Source organism: Nevskia ramosa DSM 11499, from assembly GCF_000420645.1.
In the GTDB taxonomy this organism is placed as follows: domain Bacteria; phylum Pseudomonadota; class Gammaproteobacteria; order Nevskiales; family Nevskiaceae; genus Nevskia; species Nevskia ramosa.
Genome location: NZ_ATVI01000005.1, coordinates 896,030 through 913,391 on the forward strand (window position 1 = coordinate 896,030; position 17,362 = coordinate 913,391).

Sequence of the window (17,362 nt, forward strand, 5' to 3'; positions counted from 1 at the left end):
CATGAGTGCACTTCTGGGCGAACTGCAACGCCGCAACGTCCATCGCGCGGCGTTGTTCTATGCCGGTGCCGCCTGGCTGCTGGTGCAGATCGCGACGCAGGTGTTCCCGTTCTTCGACATCCCGAACAGCACGGTCCGGATCGTCGTCATCGCGGTGGTGATCGGCTTTCCATTCGCGATGCTGTTTTCTTGGTTTTACGAATGGACGCCGCAGGGCATCAAGCTGGAAAGCGAGATCGATCGCAGCGAGTCGGTGACCCGCCAGACCGGCAAGACGCTCGATCGCTGGATCATCGCGGTGCTGGGTCTGGCGGTGGTGGTGCTGCTCGCCAACGCGCTGCTCGGACGTAAAGCCGCGCCGGTCGAGCTCGACCGCTCGATCGCGGTGCTGCCGCTGATCAACGAGAGCGGCGACCCCGAAGACGAATATTTCTCGGACGGTCTGTCGGAGGAGCTGATCGCTGCGCTGCTGCAGATCGGCGATCTCAAGGTCATCGGCCGCAGTTCCTCGTTCCGTTTCAAGGGCGGCGTTGATGACAGCAAGACCATCGGTGAAAAGCTCGGTGTGGGCACGTTGCTGGAAGGCACGGTGCGCCGGCAGGGCGATCGCGTGCGCATCGTCGCGCAGCTGATCAATGCGCAAGACGGGCGAGGGCTGTGGGCGCAGACCTACGACCGCGAGCTGAAGGACATCTTCGCGGTGCAGGCCGAGATCGCGCAGGCCGTGGCCGCTTCGCTGAAGCTGAGCCTGCTTGGTGACGCGGCGAAAGCGCGTCAAGACGCGGCGCCGCTCAATGCGGAAGCCCACAGCGCCTACCTGCAAGGGCATTTCTATTACGAGCGCACCAACGTTGCGGATTTCCGCAGGGCCGTCGACTACTTCGATCAGGCGATCCGGCTCGACCCCGAGTACGCGCTGGCGTATGCGGAGCGCTCGGAAGCCTGGAGCTGGATCGCCGATCAGGATACCGAGCCGCATCCGGACGCCTTCGCTGCCGCGCGCCGCGATGCCGAGAAAGCGGTGGCGCTCGACCCGAACCTGGCCGAGGCTCGCACCACCCTGGGCTGGCTGCGTTTCTTCGTCGACTGGAAGATCGACGAGGCGGTGATCGAACTGCGCAAGGCCAAGCAGCTGTCACCGTTCAATGTCCGCGCCAACTACACGCTGGCGCGCGTGCTGGGCTACGCGGGTCAGTTCGAAGAGGCCGAAGCGCTGGCCCGGCTCTCGGTGGAACTCGACCCGCTTTCGGCCAACGCCCGTCGTGACCTGGCACGCGTGCTCTACGTGGCCGGCAAGAACGACGAGGCGATCACGCAGGGACAGAAGATGGCGGAGTTGCAGCCGACGGCGGGCTCGAGCCGTCGCTGGCAGGTGCTTGCCGCCGTGGTCAAGGGAGACAGCGAGATGGCGCTGCGCGAAGCGCAGCTGGAGCCCAGCCCGAGCTATCGCCGCTTCGAGCTGGCCCTGGCCTTCCACGCGCACGGCGATGCGGCTGCCGCCGACGCCTCGCTGGCAGCGTTGATCGAGAAAGACAGCCTGATCGGCGCCTACCAGATCGCCCAGGTCTACGCCTGGCGCGGCGAAGCCGATACGGCGTTCGCCTGGCTGCAACGGTCTTACGATCAGCACGACACCGGAACCCTGAACCTGTACGCCGATCCGCTGATGCGCGGTCTGCGCGGCGATCCACGCTATGCCGCAATGCTGTTGAAGATGGCCTGGCCCGGTGCAATGCCGAAATGACCATGTCCGCGAACTCCTTTTTTGCTGAACTGCAGCGTCGCAACGTCCATCGCGCGGCGCTGTTCTATGCCGGCGCCGCCTGGCTGCTGGTGCAGATCGCGACGCAGGTGTTTCCGTTCTTCGATATCCCGAATGCGACGGTGCGGATCGTCGTCATCGCGGTGGTCATCGGCTTCCCGTTCGCGATGTTGTTCTCGTGGTTCTACGAGTGGACGCCGCAGGGCATCAAGCTGGAAAGCGAGATCGACCGCAGCGAATCGGTCACTCGGCAGACCGGCAAGACGATGGATCGCTGGATCATCGCCGTGCTGGCGCTGGCCGTGGTGCTGCTGATGGCCAACACGGTGGTCGGGGGCAAGCGGGCGTCCGGCGACATCGATCGCTCGGTCGCCGTGTTGCCGCTGATCAACGAGAGCGGCGATCCGGCCAACGAGTATTTCTCCGATGGCCTGAGCGAGGAGCTGATCACCGCACTCGCGCAGATCGGCGATCTCAAGGTCATCGGTCGCAGTTCCTCGTTCCGCTTCAAGGGCGGTGCCGAGGGCAGCCGGGTCATCGGCGAGAAGCTCGGGGTGGCCACCTTGCTCGAAGGCACGGTGCGCAAGCAGGGCGAGCGGGTGCGCATCGTCGCCGAGCTGATCAACGCGGCCGATGGTCGTGCGCTGTGGTCGCGTAGTTACGACCGCGATCTCAAGGACATCTTTGCCGTGCAGAGCGAGATTGCCAGCGCGGTCGCGGCCGCACTGAAATCGGCGCTGTTCGCGGCTGCGCCGAAGCCGGCCGCGCCGGAGATCAGCGTCGACGCCCACAACGCCTACCTGCAGGCACGCTTCTATTTTCAGCGCCGCAGCGAAGACGACATGGTCAAGGCCATCCACTACTACGACGAAGCCATCCGTCTCGAACCCGCCTACGCCCAGGCTTACGCGGAGCGCGCCGAGACTGCGATCAGCTTCGCAGACCTGATCGCGGATATCGGCCGCAAGCCCGGCATTCGCGCCGACGCCCTGCGCGATGCCCGAAAGGCCGTGGAACTTGCCCCGGAGCTCGCCGAGGCGCATGCCGCGCTGGGCTGGGCACTGTTCCTGGGCGACTGGCAGTTCGACGAAGGTCTCGCCGAACTGGAACGCTCGGCGCAGTTGTCTTCGAGCAATGCCACCGTGCACAACCTGCTCGCCCGCGTGCTGCTGTACGTCGGACGCTACACGGATGCCGAGGCGGCGGCGCGGCGAGCGATCGAGATTGATCCGCTGATGGCCTCTGCCCACCTCAGTCTGGCGCGCGTGCTGTTCACCATGGGGCGTCTGGACGAGGCCGATGTCCAGGCGCGCAAGGCTGCGGAACTGCAACCGGGATCGGCATCCAGCCATCGCTGGCAGGTGTTCGCTGCCGTGCTGCGTGGCGACGGCGAGGCCGCATTGCGTGAAGCACAGCTGGAGCCCAACGCAGGCTTCCGCCTTTGCTTTGTTGCGCTCGCGCAGGTCGTTCGTGGCGACAGTGCCGCTTCCGATGCGGCGCTGGCGCAATTGACCGCCACGGGTGAGCAGAGCCTTGGGTACCAGATCGCCGAAGTGCACGCCTGGCGCGGCGACAAGGATGCGGCATTCGAATGGCTGCAGCGGGCTTACGACAGCCACGACGGCGGCATTTTGAGTCTGCCCAGCGATCCCCTGCTGAAAGGCTTGCGCAGCGATCCGCGCTATGCGGCGCTGCTGACCCGGCTTGGCCTGCCGGATCCGAAGCCATGACCTCCTTCTTCACCGAACTGCAGCGCCGGAATGTCCATCGCGCGGCGCTGTTCTACGCCGGCGCGGCCTGGCTGCTGGTGCAGATCGCGACCCAGGTGTTTCCGTTCTTCGACATCCCGAATTCGACGGTGCGGATCGTCGTCATCGCGGTGGTCATCGGCTTCCCGTTCGCGATGCTGTTCTCGTGGTTCTACGAATGGACGCCGCAGGGCATCAAGCTGGAAAGCGAGATCGATCGCAGCGAATCGGTGACCCGGCAGACCGGCAAGACGATGGATCGCTGGATCATCGCGGTGCTGGCGCTGGCCGTAGTGTTGCTGCTGACCGACCGCCTGACGCCGAGCAAGCCAGCCGCAGCACCTGCCGACAAATCGATTGCCGTGCTGCCGTTCGAGAATCTGTCGGCGGAGCCGGCGAACGCATTCTTCGCCAACGGCATCCAGGACGAGATCCTGACCGGCCTGGCCCGGATTGGTGATCTCAAGGTCATCTCGCGGACTTCGACGCAGCGCTACTCGAGCCGTCCGGGCAATATTGCCGAGATCGCCAAAGAGCTTGCCGTGGCCCACATCCTCGAAGGCAGCGTCCAGAAATCGGCGAACCGCATCCGCGTCAACGTCCAGTTGATCGATGCCGCGACCGACAATCACCTTTGGGCCGAGACCTACGATCGCGAGCTCGATGACGTGTTCGCCGTGCAGAGCGAGGTTGCGCAGAAGATCGCCGCGTCTCTGAAGGCGAAGCTGACGCCTGCCGAGCGCGTGGCCCTGACGACCTCACCGACCGGCAATCCTGCGGCGTATGCCTTGTACATGAAGGCACGCGCATCGAGCGGGCAGATGAGCCGGCAGGAGATCGACCAGAAGATTGCCGTCTATCGGCAAGCGGTGGCACTGGATCCCGATTTCGCGCTGGCCTGGGCGGAACTTTCGCGTTACGCGAGCCTGGCCGTCTGGGGTGGATACGGCGACGGACAACTGGCGCTCGAAGGCCAGATGGCGCTGGATCGCGCCACCGCGCTGGCGCCGGAACTGCCGCAGGTTGCCAAGGCCCGCGCCGTGTTCCTGTACTACGGAAGCCGTGATTACGCGGGCGCACTTGCCGTCCTGGAGCCGGTCAAGAAAGCCTTGCCCGGTGACTTCGACGTCTGGCTGCTGTCGGGCCTGCTCGAGCGCCGTCTGGGCTTGTGGCAGCAGGCGGTTGCCGATTTCGAGCGCGCCCGACTGCTGGCGCCCAACGATGATTTCGTGATCTTCACCGTAGCTGCCACCCAAGCCTTGATCGGGCACTACGAGGCGACGCTGGCCCTGCTGGCCGAGACCCGGCTCGGGCTCGATGCCGACGTGCCCAGCGCGCTGTGGATCAGGCCGCAGTGCCTGTGGGTACTCGGCCGGCTTGACGATGCCGAGCGAACGCTGGCGCAGATGCCAGCCGGTCTGCCTGCCGTGCAGTCCTTGCGGGGCTTGCAGGCGCTCTATCGGCGTGACTATCCCGAAGCGATCGAACAGTTCCGCAAGGCGGTCGCCAGCAAGGCCGATCTGGACTGGGATCTGAGCTTTTCCAGCTATATCCCCGCGCGTATCGACTGGCAGCTCCGGCTGGCGATGAGCGAACAGCTGGCCGGCGCGACGGAGCAGGCGCGAGCCGGCTACGAACAGCTGAAGGCGCTCGCTACCACTGCGCTGGCTGCGGAGCACAAATCGGCCAATCCGGAAGCCGCCTGGCGTTTCGTACTGGCGATGGCCCTGGCAGGGCTGGGAGAAAGCGATACGGCGGTCGAGCAGGCGCAACAGGCAATTGCCACGCTGGCCGACGCCAACGATGCGCTTGAAGGTCCCGGCTGGCAGTACTACCTCGCCGTGACCTACGCGATGACCGGCAATGCCGCGAAGGCCGTGCCGATCCTCGACCATCTGCTGCACAGACCGAGTTCGCTGCTGACCGTCGAACTGCTGAAGCTCGATCCGATCTGGGATCCGCTGCGCCAGGATGCGCGTTTCCGTAGCTTGCTCGCCGAAGGCAGCGCGACCAGGCCAGCGGTCGCTGCGCCATGAGCAAGCGATCGTTCTTCGCTGAGCTGAAGCGCCGCCACGTCTACAAGGTCGGCGCGATGTACGCAGTCGGCGGCTGGTTGCTGGTGCAGATGGCGACGCAAGTGTTCCCGTTCTTCGACGTGCCGAATGCCGCGGTCCGGCTGGTGGTGATCGTCGTCGTGCTCGGCTTTCCGATCGCGCTGGTGCTGGCCTGGCTGTATGACTTGACGCCGCAGGGCATCGTCCGCACACCGGATTCCTCGGACGAAGAGGCCGCCATGGTCGTGCCGGTGCGGCTCGGCAACGGTCGGAAACTGAGCTTCGCATTGGCTGGCCTGCTGCTGCTCGCGCTGGCCTTTTTCGTCGCCGAGCGCACCTTATTGCGTCCGGCGGATGCGCCCCCCGATCGCTCGCTGGCGGTGCTGCCGTTCGAAAGCCTGTCCGATGACAAGGCCAACGCCTACTTCGCGCAGGGCATCCAGGATGAAATCCTGACCCGGCTGTCGCGGGTCGGCGCGCTGCGGGTGATCTCGCGCAATTCCACCGCCAGCCTCGACAGCAAGCCTGGCGATCTGCCGGGCGTTGCCCGTCGCCTCGGCGTCGCCCATCTGCTGGAAGGCAGCGTGCAGAAGGATGGCGACACGGTGCGGATCAATGTCCAGCTGATCCGCGCCGATACCGACGAGCACCTGTGGGCGGAAACCTATGACCGCAAGCTGGACAGCATCTTCGGCGTCGAAGGCGAAGTCGCGCAGGCGATTGCCGATGCGCTGAACGCCCGCCTGACCGGTGCCGAAACCAAGGCGCTGGACCAGGCTGCCACTCGCAATGCCGCCGCTTACGATGCCTATCTGCGCGGCCTGTCCTACGAGCTGCGCTTCAGCGACAACCAGGACTATCTCGACGCCCGCCGCCATTACCGCGAGGCGGTGAAGGCCGATCCGCAGTTCGCGCTGGCCTGGGTGCATCTGGCGACGACGGTCAGCTATCTGTATCTGAACGGCTTCGGTCACGACGCCCAGGGGCTGGCCGAACTGCGTGACGCTGCCGACACGGCGATGCGCCTGCAACCGGATCTGGGTGAGGCCTGGCTGGCGCGCGGTTATTACTTCTATCGCGGCCTCGGTGACTTCGACGCGGCGCTGGCGGCGTTCGAGCAAGCCCGGCGCCGCCTGCCGAACAGTGCCGATGTCAACGCCGCCATCGCCTACGTCCTGCGCCGCCAGGACCGGTTGGGCCAGGCGATTGCCAATCTGAAGCGGGCCACCGAACAGGATCCGGGCAACATCAGTCACTGGACCGGCATCTCCGAAACCGAGGCGGCCTTGCGTCGCTACGATGCGGCACAGGCGGCGATCGACAGGGCCATCGCGATCAGCCCCGAGAATCCAGGACTGATCGTGCAGAAGACGGGCCTCTACCAGGCCGAAGGCAAGCTCGATCGAGCGCAGGAAATCATCGATGCGCTGCCAGCCGAAGTGGCTGCCCGGGCAGTGGCGATCACCGGTACCCAAATGCTCTATCGGCGCCAGTATCTGGCAGTGACCGAGCTGGTCGGCAAGCTGCTCGCCACGCCCGGCCTCGAGCTCGGTGACCAGGTCATCGGCCTGCAAAGCTTGCTCGGCGGTGGCTATTACTTTGCCGGTCAGCGCGAGGAAGCTAACGCTGCATTCACGGCGGGCAAGAACAAGGCTCTGGAACTGCGCGCCAGAGGCATGGAAAGCGCCGGCTTCGCCTGCAATCTCGCCATCATCGAAGCCGGTCTGGGTGAGCGTGCCGCGGCGCTCGAAGAAGGTGAGAAATGTCTGCGATCGAGTCGCGGCGACCGCTGGCAAGAAGGTCTCGACGCATTCGCGATGGCCAAGATCGAAGCTCTGGCCGGCGAGCACGAGGCGACGCTGAAGCGGCTCGAAAGCTTGACCACGACGGCCAACGCCCTGAACCCCGGTGATCTGCGCTACAGCCCGGTCTGGGAAAGCGTACGCGACGATCCACGCTTCCAGAAAGTGCTGACGGCCAGCAGTCTCCCGCTGACCGGCAACTGAGGCCGCGAGCCGTTGGCACGCTGCGCGCATGTCTGACGTTCGACGAATCCAATACCTCTGCCGGATCTAGCCATGTCCCGTCCCGCTCGCAACCTGATCATGGCCGTCATCGCCTGGGCCGCCATTGCTGCCGCGCCATCAGCCGTTGCGGCATCGGAAAAGAGCGCGCAGGGCTTGCCATCGATCGCCACGAAAACCAAGGGAACGCAGCGTTTCGACGGCTTTCTGCCGCTGTACTGGAACAGTGACGAAGGCAAGCTGTACCTGGAAATTCCCAAGCCGGAAATGAGCCTGCTGTACCTGACGACCCTGACTCAAGGGCTGGGTTCCAACGACGTCGGCCTTGATCGCGGTCAGGTCAGCGACGCGAAACTGGTGCGCTTCGAGCGCATCGGCCCGAAGGTGCTGCTGGTGCAGCCCAATCTCGGCTTCCGCGCGGTCAGCGAGAGTGTTGACGAGCGCCGCGCCGTCGAGCAGTCGTTCGCCGAGTCGGTACTGTTCGGCTTCCCAGTGGTGGCCGTGGAAGGCGAACGAGTGCTGGTCGATGCCAGCGATTTCGCGGTGCGTGACGGGCACGATGCGATCAGCTCGATCGCGCGTGCCGAGCAGGGCAGCTACAAGTTCGACAAGGATCGCAGCGCGGTCTATCTGCCGGGCACCAAGGCGTTTCCGCGCAATACCGAAATCGAGGCGACGGTGACTTTGGCCGGCGAGGGCAGCGGCCCGTTCGTCAAGGACGTGACGCCGACGCCGCAGGCGATCAGCCTGCGCGAGCGCTACTCGTTCATCGCTTTGCCGGAGCCAGGCTATGTGCCGCGCCTGGCCCAGCCCGGTTCGGGCTACATCGAACTGAACTACGCCGACTACGCCACGCCGATCGATGCGCCGCTGATCCAGCATCTGATCCTGCGTCATCGCCTGCAGAAGAAGGACCCGGCCGCAGCGATCAGCGACGCGGTGCAGCCGATCATCTATTACCTGGATCGCGGTGCACCGCCGCCGATCCGCGATGCGCTGCTGGAAGGCGCGCGCTGGTGGAATCAGGCGTTCGAAGCGGCCGGCTATCGCAATGCCTTCCAGGTGGAACTGCTGCCGGAAGACGCCGATCCGCTCGACGTCCGCTACAACATCATCCAGTGGGTGCATCGTGCGACGCGCGGCTGGAGCTACGGCAATGCGGTCAATGATCCGCGAACTGGCGAGATCATCAAGGGCAATGTCACGCTGGGTTCGCTGCGTGCCCGTTACGACTACCTGATCGCCGAAGGTCTGCTATCGCCCTATGGAGAAGAAGGCGCGGTCGATCCGGCGATGCAGAAGCTTGTGATGGCTCGCCTCAGCCAGCTGGCCGCGCATGAAATCGGCCATACCCTGGGCCTGTTGCACAACTACGTCGCCAGCCGCGATGGCCGCACTTCGGTGATGGATTATCCGCAGCCGCTGGTGACGCTCAAGGCCGATGGCACGGTCGATCTGAGCGATGCCTACACCGCGGAAATCGGCATCTGGGACAAGGTCGCGATCGACTACGGCTATCGCGAATTCCCGGCCGGCAGCGATGAACCCGCAGCGCTCGCCGGCATCCTGCGCAAGGCTCAGTCGCAAGGCATCGGCTTTCTCACCGATGAAGATGCGCGACCCGCCGGCGCCGCCCATCCCGATGTCAGCCTCTGGGACAACGGGCGCGACAACGCCGCCGAACTGCGCCGCATGATGGCCGTGCGCAAGGCGGCGTTGGCGCGCTTCGGCGAGAACGCGATCCGGCGCGGCAGGCCGCTGGCCAGCATCGAGGAAGCGCTGGTGCCGCTGTACCTGTATCACCGCTATCAGATCGACGCGACTGCGAAAGCGCTCGGTGGCCAGCGCTATGTCTATGCGCTGCGCGGCGATGGTCAGACGCCGGTGCAGGCGGTGCCCGCGGCCGAACAGCAGCAGGCGCTCGATGCGCTGATCGAGACTCTGCAACCGGCGGCCCTGAGTCTGTCGCCAGCCTTGCTGGCGCTGCTGCCACCCCGGCCACCGGGCTGGCCGGCGACGCGCGAGCTGTTCGCCCGCAGCACCGGCCTGACCTTCGATGTCACGGCTCCTGCGGTTGCCGCGTCCACCTTGACCATCGGCGCACTGCTGCAGCCGGAACGCGCAGCGCGCTTGGTGCAGCAGCAAGCGCTGGATGGCAGCCTGCCGGGCTTCGAAACGATCGCCGATCGCTTGATCGCGGCCAGCTTCTATGGCTCTGAGCAGACCGGCATCGATCAGGAAATCCGCAACGCGCAGCAACTGATCATCGTGCAGAAGCTGATCGCGCTGGCCGGCAAGGGTGGCAGCCCGGCCGTACGCGGCATCGCACTGCTGAAACTGGAGAAGTTGCGCAGCCGTGGACCCAAGGCCGGCGCGGCGTCCAGCGGTCAGGCCTTGCTGATCGCCGACCTGATCCGCCGCTTCCAATCGGTCACCGATCCGGCGGCGGGCACGCTGCCGGAACCGAAGCTGCCGGCCGGACCGCCACTCGGCGATTGAGGTCGTCCCGGATCAGAGGTTCCTCTGTCTGCGGGGGCCACGTAGACTGCGCGACTGCCAAGGTCGAAGCTCATGAACGAACCCGCTCCACTCGCCGAATCCGCCAAGCCACGCCGCAAGGGCCCCACCAAGGGGATCTACCTGCTGCCGAACCTGTTCACGACCGGCACCTTGTTCGGCGCGTTCTACGCGATCGTGTCGTCGATGAACGGCAACTTCGATCAGGCAGCGATCGGCATCCTGTTCGCGATGATTGCCGACGCGCTCGATGGCCGCATCGCACGGATGACCAATACCTCGACCGATTTCGGCAAGGAATACGATTCGCTGTGCGACATGGCGGCCTTCGGCATCGCCTCGTCAATCGTCGTCTACGCCTACAGTCTGCGTTTCCTGTCCGACTACCAGTGGCTGGGCGGCAAGCTGGGCGGCGTGCTGGCGATGACCTATGCCACCTGTGCAGCGCTGCGTCTGGCTCGCTTCAACGTGTTGGCCGCGATCAAGGGCAGCAGCAAGGATTTCTTCGGCCTGCCGAGCCCGGCCGCCGCGGCGGTGGTGGTGTTCTTCGTCTGGACTGCGTTCAGCTATGACCTGAGCGGGCTCGACGTGCTGATTCCAGCCAGCATCCTGACCCTGGGCAGCGCGCTGCTGATGGTGTCGTCGATCCGCTACAACAGCTTCAAGAAGATCAATCTGGCGGGGCGCATGCGCTTCCTGCCGTTCGTCGCGGTGATCGGCGTGCTGGCGCTGGTGTCGATCAATCCGCCGCTGATCCTGTTCCTGGTGTTCTTCGGCTACGCGATGTCGGGGCCGGCAGCCACTGTCATCCGCCGCCTTCGCAACAAGCCGACGCCAGCATGAGCCAGAAGCCCGCAATGATTCCACGCCTGAAGATCGACTACGTTTCCGACATCGCCTGCCCCTGGTGCGCGATCGGCCTTGCCGGGCTCGTCGAAGCCGCGGACCGGCTGCGGGGTATTTTGGAAGTCGAGTTGCATTTCCAGCCGTTCGAGCTGAATCGCAACATGCCGCCGGAAGGCGAGAACATGGGCGAGCATCTGGCCGCCAAGTCCGGTGCCACCGCTGCCCAGATCAATGACGAACGCAGCAACCTGACCGCCATCGCGGCCGAAGCCGGACTGGAGTTCAAGCTCGATCGCGACACCCGGGTCTGGAACAGCTTCGACAGCCATCGCCTGGTCTACTGGGCCGAACTGGCCGGCGACCCGCTGCTGCTGAAGACTGCCCTGTTCAAGGCGAATTTCTGTGAAGGCCGGCAGATCTCCAATCACGAGGTGCTTGCCGGGATCGCCGTCGAATGCGGGCTGGATGGCGAGCGCGCGAAGGAAATCCTGTCGACCGAAACCTATCTCGATGAAGTCGACGAGCGCATGAAGCTGTGGATGAGTCGCGGTATCCGCGGCGTGCCGGCGATCATCTTCAACGAACGCCATCTGGTCGAAGGCGGGCAATCGGCCAGCACTTTCGTGAAGATCATGCGTCAGCTTGCCGGTCTCGATCCGCCTGAGACCGCGCCGACGAGCGCGCCGGTCTGAGCGAAGAGCGCCGACACGCGGACTTTGCGTCTGCGGCGTCTTCCTCTATCATTCGCGCATCATGCAAGCCCGCACCAGCTCCCCGATGTTCTTCGCGCCGACGCTGTTCGGCCGCGAGCTGCTGCTTGCCCTTCGACTGCTGCCGTAAGGCAGACCATCGAAATCCGCCCGTCCGGGGGCTAGTACCGGAAAAATAGTAAACATGCAGCCTGGACATCCAGTCCAAGACCGACACATCCCTGTATCGGATTGCTGAACGACGGCTATCGCCGTCGGAAATCAAAACACTGTATTTGCGAGAAAACCATGAAAGACCAGCTCATCATTTTCGATACCACCTTGCGCGATGGCGAACAGTCGCCGGGTGCTGCCATGACGCTCGACGAAAAGGTGCGTATCGCGCTGGCGCTGCAGAAGTTGAAGGTCGATGTCATCGAAGCCGGCTTCGCGATCGCCAGCCCCGGTGACTTCGCCTCCGTGCAGGCGGTGGCCCGCGCGGTCAAGGAATCGGTCGTCTGTTCCTTGGCCCGTGCCAATGCCGCCGACATCGCCCGCGCCGGCGAAGCCTTGCAGCCTGCGGTGCGCAAGCGCATCCACACCTTCATCGCCACCAGCGCGATCCACATGGAAAAGAAGCTGCGCTTGACGCCGGATCAGGTCGTCGACAACGCAGTCGGTGCAGTCAAGCTGGCGCGCACCTTCACCGATGACGTCGAGTTCTCGGCCGAGGACGCAGGCCGGTCCGACATCGATTTCCTGGTCCGCATCTTCGACGCGGTGATCAAGGCCGGTGCCACCACGCTCAACGTGCCGGACACCGTCGGCTACATGATCCCGAGCCTCTGGGGCGAGCGCTTCAAGACCTTGATCGAGCGGGTGCCGAACGCCGACAAGGTGATCTGGTCGACGCACTGCCATAACGATCTCGGCATGGCGGTCGCCAACTCGCTGGCTGCGGTGATGAACGGCGCGCGCCAGGTCGAGTGCACGATCAACGGCCTTGGCGAGCGTGCCGGCAATGCCGCAGTCGAGGAGATCGTCATGGCCATCCGCACGCGCCACGACATCTTCCCGGTCACCACCCGAGTCGATGCCACGCAGATCGTGCCCTGCTCGCGCCTGGTCTCGAACATCACCGGCTATCCGGTGCAGCCGAACAAGGCGGTGGTCGGCGCCAATGCCTTCGCGCATGAGTCCGGCATCCATCAGGACGGCGTGCTCAAGCATCGCGAGACTTACGAGATAATGCGTGCCGAAGATGTCGGCTGGTCTTCGAACAAGCTGACCCTCGGCAAGTTGTCCGGCCGCAGCGCCTTCCGTGCCCGGCTTGACGAACTCGGCTATCAGTTCAAGTCCGATGCCGAACTCGCCGAAGCCTTCGCGCGCTTCAAGGATCTCGCCGACAAGAAGCAGGAAATCTTCGATGAGGACTTGCAGGCCCTGGTCACCCAGACCGAGCAGGCCCGTGCCGAGGAGCGCGTGACCTTGCAGTGGCTCGAAGTCACTTCGAAGACCGGCACCAAGCCCTTGGCCAAGGTGGCCTTGGCGGTCGATGGCGAAATCCGCGAAGTGCAGGCGTTGGGCGATGGCCCGGTCGATGCCGTGTTCGCGGCGATCGAGCAGCGGGTCGGCACCGGGGCCAAGTTGCTGCTCTATTCGGTGAACGCGATCACCACCGGCACCGATGCCCAGGGCGAAGTCACCGTGCGCTTGAGCAAGGATGGCCGCGTGGTCAATGGCTTGGGTGCCGATACCGATATCGTCATCGCTTCGGCGAAGGCCTATCTGAACGCGGTGAACCGCCTCGAGATCCCGACCAGCCGCGCCCATCCGCAGCATGCGGAATTCGCGGCGATGCCCTGATTCGGTCATCCGATCGACCGATGTCGGTCAGCAGCACGAACCCCGGCTTCGGCCGGGGTTTTTTTGTCGTCGGCAACTACGCCGCGGGTCGGCGAATCTCCGCTGGCCCTCGGGTCGGCACGGTAAAGTAGCGCCATGCAAAGCCAACGCCGCGCTCGCCTGCTGAAAGCGCTGGACCTCGAGGTCTGGGCGCGCCGTGGCGCGCCGCGCGTCGCCGCGGCAGACACGGCGTCGGTGCTCGACGCGCCGTCGATGGCCGACTACGACCAGCCGGAAGCCGATGTTCCGCCAGCGCCGGCACCGAGAACGAGTGCGCCCCGTGCTGCGCCGCGTCCGCAGCCACCACCGCTGCTGCTCGTCGAACCGGAACCGGTTGCACCGCCGTACGTAGCCCCGGCCGATTGGGATGGGCTCGCCGCAGCCGTCGCCAGCTGCACGCGCTGCAAGCTGTGCAAGACGCGGACGAAGACGGTGTTCGGTGTCGGTCCGCAGGATGCCTCGCTGCTGGTGATCGGCGAGGGTCCCGGTGCCGATGAAGACCAGCGCGGCGAGCCCTTCGTCGGCAAGGCCGGCAAGCTGCTCGACGAGATGCTGAACAGCATCGGCCGCGCGCGTGCCAGCAATGCCTATATCGCCAATGTCGTGAAGTGCCGCCCGCCCGGCAACCGCGATCCGGAATCCGATGAAGTGGCCGCCTGCCGGCCGTTCCTCGATCGCCAGATCGAACTGATCCAGCCCCAACTCGTTCTGGCACTGGGTCGCATCGCCGCACAGCGCCTGCTCGGTTCCGATGCGCCGCTTTCGAAACTGCGCGGCCCGCTGCATGCCTATGGGCCCGCGAAGACGCCGGTGCTGATCAGCTATCACCCGGCCTATCTGCTGCGCTCGCCGGGCGAGAAGGCCAAGAGCTGGCTCGATCTGAAGCGCGTGCACCAGATGCTGGCCAAGTCCGAAGCGGCCGTTCGTTGATCGGCTCTCCACTATTTCATCCGAACGTCCTGCCGTGAGCGCTTTGCCGAAAGAAGCCAAAGAGGCCAAAGAAATTTGGGCGATCCTGCCGATGCAGGTGGCGCTGCTGCCGCTGGTGCTCGAGATCGAGCGCCGCGCCTACGAATTTCCTTGGACCGAAACGATCTTCAAGGACTGCTTGAAGTCTGGCTACAGCGCCTGGGTGCTGGCCGGCGATGACGGCCGCCTCGCTGGCTACGCACTGATGAGCATGGCCGTCGACGAAGCGCACGTGCTGAATCTCTGCGTCGATCCGTTCCAGCAGCGGCGCGGCTTCGGCCTGAAGCTGCTGAAGCATTTGATGAAGATCGCCCGCGCGGCTCAGGCGTCGATCGTGCTGCTGGAAGTACGCAAGTCGAACAAGGCTGCGCTGAAGCTTTACGAGGGGATAGGCTTCGCGCGGATCGGCGTACGCAAGGCCTATTACCCGGCCGCGGGCGGCCGCGAAGACGCGCTGGTGCTCGGCTTCGACATCCTGTGATTCGGGCAGCGTGCGCCTGATGTCGCGCCGCACGCTGGCCATTCTGCTGGCTGGCCTGCTGATGGGCGCCGCCGGCATGGCCTTGCTGAATCATTTGCAGAAGCCCGCTTCGATTACTTCGGTTGCCGGCAACACGGTCGCCGCGCATGAAGCCGATCCTGAAAGTGCGACGAACGCGGACGTGGTCTGGGCGATCAGCCTGGTGCGCGCCCGGCCCGGTCAGCGCGAACGATTGCTGCGTTTTCTGCGTGCGAACTGGCTGGCGCTGGATGCGCAACTGCTGGCTCAAGGCCGGATCAGCAGCTATCGCCTGCTCGAAGCCGATGTCGTTACGGGGGTGATCAACGACAGCAAGCGCTGGGACTACGCGGTGATCCTCGAATACCGCGATCGTCAGGCGATGCAGGATTTCGTGCCGGCCTACCTTGCGCTGCTGAAGGCGCGGCCGCAGGTGCGGATCGACGGACTGGTATTCGCCGATCTCGGCGAGGTGGTGCAACAACAGGTCGCAAGTCCGCTCGGGAACGACAGTGAATAAACCGCGACGCAGTGCGCAATGGGCCTGGGCGTTCAACGACTGGGCGAACTCGGCCTTCGCGACGACCGTGCTGGTCGGCTTCTTTCCGATCTTCTTCAAGCAGTACTGGGCGACGGAAGTCGATGCCACCGATGCCACCTTGTACCTCGGCCTCGGCAATTCCGCCGCCGCGCTGATCGTGATGCTGATCTCGCCCTGGCTCGGCGCACTGGCCGATCGGCTCGGTGCTGCAAAACGTTTCCTCGGCGTGTTCACCGTGCTCGGTGCGTTGGCGACCTTCACCCTGGCCTTCGTCGGCGCCGGCCAGTGGCATCTGGCGATCGTGGTGTTCGCGCTGGCCTCGATCGGTTTCTTCGGCAGCCTGACTTTCAATGACGCGCTGCTGGTCAGTGTCGCCACGCCCGAGGAAAGCGATCGCGTGTCCTCGTTCGGCTACGGCCTTGGCTACCTCGGTGGTGGTCTGCTGTTCCTGATCAACGTGGCGATGGTGCTGAAACCGGAAGTCTTCGGCCTGGCCGACAAGGTTGCTGCGACGCGCGCCGCGTTCATCAGCGTGGCGCTGTGGTGGCTGCTGTTCTCGATTCCGCTGTTCCTGCGGGTGCCGGAAACCCGCAACGCCAACCAGCAGCCGTTCGGCTGGCAGGAGATCTTTGCCACCGTCCGCCAGATCTCCCAGCACCGTCCGGTATGGATGTTCCTGCTCGCGTACTTTCTGTACATCGACGCCGTCGGTACCCTGGCGCAGATGGCAGTCGATTTCGGCCTCAATCTCGGCTTCGCTTCGGATAGCCTGATCAAGGCGCTGCTGATCGTGCAGTTCGTCAGCTTCCCGGCGGCGATCGGCTTCGGTTATCTGGCCGACCGCATCGGCACCAAGCGCGCGATCTACCTCGGCTTGTCGGTCTATATTGCGGTGACGATCTGGGGCTACTTCATGCAGACCGAGGCGCAGTTCTACCAGATGGCGGCGGCGATCGGTCTGGTGCAGGGCGGGGTGCAGTCCCTGAGCCGTTCGTACTTCGCGCGGCTGATTCCACCGGAGCAGGCCGGCCAGTTCTTCGGCTTCTACAACATGCTCGGCAAGTTCGCGGCGGTGCTCGGGCCCTTGGTGGTCGGCATCGTCGCCGCAACCACCGGCAATCCGCGGCTATCGATCCTGGCGCTGATCGCGTTCTTCATCATCGGCATCGTGCTGCTGGCTAGAGTGCCGGAGCCGATCAGGGATTAATGCGATTCAACGTGCTGCCTCCGGTTCGGACAATGATCCGGAGACGGCGTGGACTACCGAGCATTCAAAGCGTGCCGCTCAAGGAGCAATGACTTCGAAGGCGCCAATGTCGCAGATTGCCGTTCCGTTGCCATCACCGTCCTGAGGTCGTGCCACGCGGCGCTGATCGGTGCTCCGGCAACTGTCACCTACCGCGGCATCGATCGCGATGCTGCCCGGGCGTAGCGCGAACGTGGGGGACTTCCAGCCGTTAAGCGCCAGCGGATACATCACGGTTTCGAAACTGTCGGAATTGAGCACCAGCAAGGTCGTTGCGCAGTTGCCGGAGTCGTCGGTGCCGCGCAGCAGGCCGACCAGCGAGAACTGGGCGCCGGAGCCGACATTCAGGCAGTTATGCTCGACTCTTTCGTAGCCTTCCGAATCACCGGGCAGGCCGTTGCCGGCAGCAGCGCAATGACGGCACAGTGGCGCGCCGAAGGAGCGAATCTGATGACCATGTGGTTTCTCCTGCGTGGGTGCGACGTGCTGTTCTGATTCGCGCCGGTGCTCGGCCAGGAATCGATGCGCTTCGACCCGCAACATCCGGATCAGAAGACGATCC

General features: G+C 64.7%; 13 protein-coding genes. 12 read left to right on the forward strand and 1 reads right to left on the reverse strand.

What is annotated here, in order from left to right:
• Position 1: 1 nt before the first annotated feature.
• From G513_RS0104750 to G513_RS0104810, 12 genes are all read left to right on the forward strand, one after another.
• A complete protein-coding gene (locus G513_RS0104750) occupies positions 2-1,744 on the forward strand; it encodes a tetratricopeptide repeat protein (protein ID WP_028475143.1) in 1,743 nt (580 codons plus the stop codon).
• Positions 1,745-1,746: 2 nt separating this feature from the next.
• Positions 1,747-3,492, forward strand: a complete 1,746-nt coding sequence (locus tag G513_RS0104755) for a tetratricopeptide repeat protein (protein ID WP_169560501.1) — start codon at positions 1,747-1,749, stop codon at positions 3,490-3,492.
• Positions 3,489-5,546, forward strand: a complete 2,058-nt coding sequence (locus G513_RS24675) for a hypothetical protein (protein ID WP_022975681.1) — start codon at positions 3,489-3,491, stop codon at positions 5,544-5,546. The genes G513_RS0104755 and G513_RS24675 overlap by 4 nt, the downstream gene beginning before the upstream one ends.
• Entirely contained in the window at positions 5,543-7,570 is a 2,028-nt protein-coding gene (locus G513_RS24680; protein ID WP_022975682.1) for a tetratricopeptide repeat protein, read from the forward strand. The genes G513_RS24675 and G513_RS24680 overlap by 4 nt, the downstream gene beginning before the upstream one ends.
• A gap of 72 nt (positions 7,571-7,642) precedes the next feature.
• The gene (locus G513_RS0104770) at positions 7,643-10,087 is read left to right on the forward strand and encodes a zinc-dependent metalloprotease (RefSeq protein ID WP_022975683.1); all 2,445 of its coding nucleotides are present in this window, start codon (positions 7,643-7,645) and stop codon (positions 10,085-10,087) included.
• A 72-nt stretch (positions 10,088-10,159) separates the two neighbouring features.
• The gene (gene pssA / locus G513_RS0104775; protein ID WP_022975684.1) at positions 10,160-10,948 is read left to right on the forward strand and encodes a CDP-diacylglycerol--serine O-phosphatidyltransferase; all 789 of its coding nucleotides are present in this window, start codon (positions 10,160-10,162) and stop codon (positions 10,946-10,948) included.
• A complete protein-coding gene (locus G513_RS21420) occupies positions 10,945-11,643 on the forward strand; it encodes a DsbA family oxidoreductase (protein ID WP_022975685.1) in 699 nt (232 codons plus the stop codon). Before pssA ends, G513_RS21420 begins: the two co-directional genes overlap by 4 nt.
• Positions 11,644-11,949: 306 nt before the next feature.
• Positions 11,950-13,506 carry a 2-isopropylmalate synthase gene (locus tag G513_RS0104790; RefSeq protein ID WP_022975686.1) on the forward strand — a complete coding sequence of 519 codons (1,557 nt, stop codon included), beginning with the start codon at positions 11,950-11,952 and terminating at the stop codon, positions 13,504-13,506.
• Positions 13,507-13,641: 135 nt separating this feature from the next.
• Positions 13,642-14,475 (forward strand): uracil-DNA glycosylase, encoded by an 834-nt coding sequence (locus G513_RS0104795; protein ID WP_022975687.1) that lies wholly within the window; start codon positions 13,642-13,644, stop codon positions 14,473-14,475.
• A gap of 34 nt (positions 14,476-14,509) precedes the next feature.
• A complete protein-coding gene (gene rimI / locus G513_RS0104800; protein WP_245563064.1) occupies positions 14,510-14,995 on the forward strand; it encodes a ribosomal protein S18-alanine N-acetyltransferase in 486 nt (161 codons plus the stop codon).
• A gap of 19 nt (positions 14,996-15,014) precedes the next feature.
• Positions 15,015-15,533, forward strand: a complete 519-nt coding sequence (locus G513_RS0104805; protein WP_022975689.1) for a hypothetical protein — start codon at positions 15,015-15,017, stop codon at positions 15,531-15,533.
• Entirely contained in the window at positions 15,526-16,761 is a 1,236-nt protein-coding gene (locus G513_RS0104810; protein ID WP_022975690.1) for an MFS transporter, read from the forward strand. The genes G513_RS0104805 and G513_RS0104810 overlap by 8 nt, the downstream gene beginning before the upstream one ends.
• A 78-nt stretch (positions 16,762-16,839) precedes the next feature.
• Here G513_RS0104810 and G513_RS0104815 read toward each other — a convergent pair whose 3' ends face one another.
• Positions 16,840-17,343 (reverse strand): choice-of-anchor Q domain-containing protein, encoded by a 504-nt coding sequence (locus G513_RS0104815; protein WP_022975691.1) that lies wholly within the window; start codon positions 17,341-17,343, stop codon positions 16,840-16,842.
• Positions 17,344-17,362: the final 19 nt, after the last annotated feature.

Excerpts from the sequence above, each read along its gene's own strand:
- G513_RS0104750 (WP_028475143.1), top strand. The coding sequence starts at position 2 with ATGAGTGCACTTCTGGGCGAACTGCAACGCCGCAACGTCCATCGCGCG.
- G513_RS0104755 (WP_169560501.1), top strand. The coding sequence starts at position 1,747 with ATGTCCGCGAACTCCTTTTTTGCTGAACTGCAGCGTCGCAACGTCCAT.
- G513_RS24675 (WP_022975681.1), top strand. The coding sequence starts at position 3,489 with ATGACCTCCTTCTTCACCGAACTGCAGCGCCGGAATGTCCATCGCGCG.
- G513_RS24680 (WP_022975682.1), top strand. The coding sequence starts at position 5,543 with ATGAGCAAGCGATCGTTCTTCGCTGAGCTGAAGCGCCGCCACGTCTAC.
- G513_RS0104770 (WP_022975683.1), top strand. The coding sequence starts at position 7,643 with ATGTCCCGTCCCGCTCGCAACCTGATCATGGCCGTCATCGCCTGGGCC.
- pssA (WP_022975684.1), top strand. The coding sequence starts at position 10,160 with ATGAACGAACCCGCTCCACTCGCCGAATCCGCCAAGCCACGCCGCAAG.
- G513_RS21420 (WP_022975685.1), top strand. The coding sequence starts at position 10,945 with ATGAGCCAGAAGCCCGCAATGATTCCACGCCTGAAGATCGACTACGTT.
- G513_RS0104790 (WP_022975686.1), top strand. The coding sequence starts at position 11,950 with ATGAAAGACCAGCTCATCATTTTCGATACCACCTTGCGCGATGGCGAA.
- G513_RS0104795 (WP_022975687.1), top strand. The coding sequence starts at position 13,642 with ATGCAAAGCCAACGCCGCGCTCGCCTGCTGAAAGCGCTGGACCTCGAG.
- G513_RS0104805 (WP_022975689.1), top strand. The coding sequence starts at position 15,015 with ATGTCGCGCCGCACGCTGGCCATTCTGCTGGCTGGCCTGCTGATGGGC.
- G513_RS0104815 (WP_022975691.1), bottom strand. The coding sequence starts at position 17,343 with ATGTTGCGGGTCGAAGCGCATCGATTCCTGGCCGAGCACCGGCGCGAA.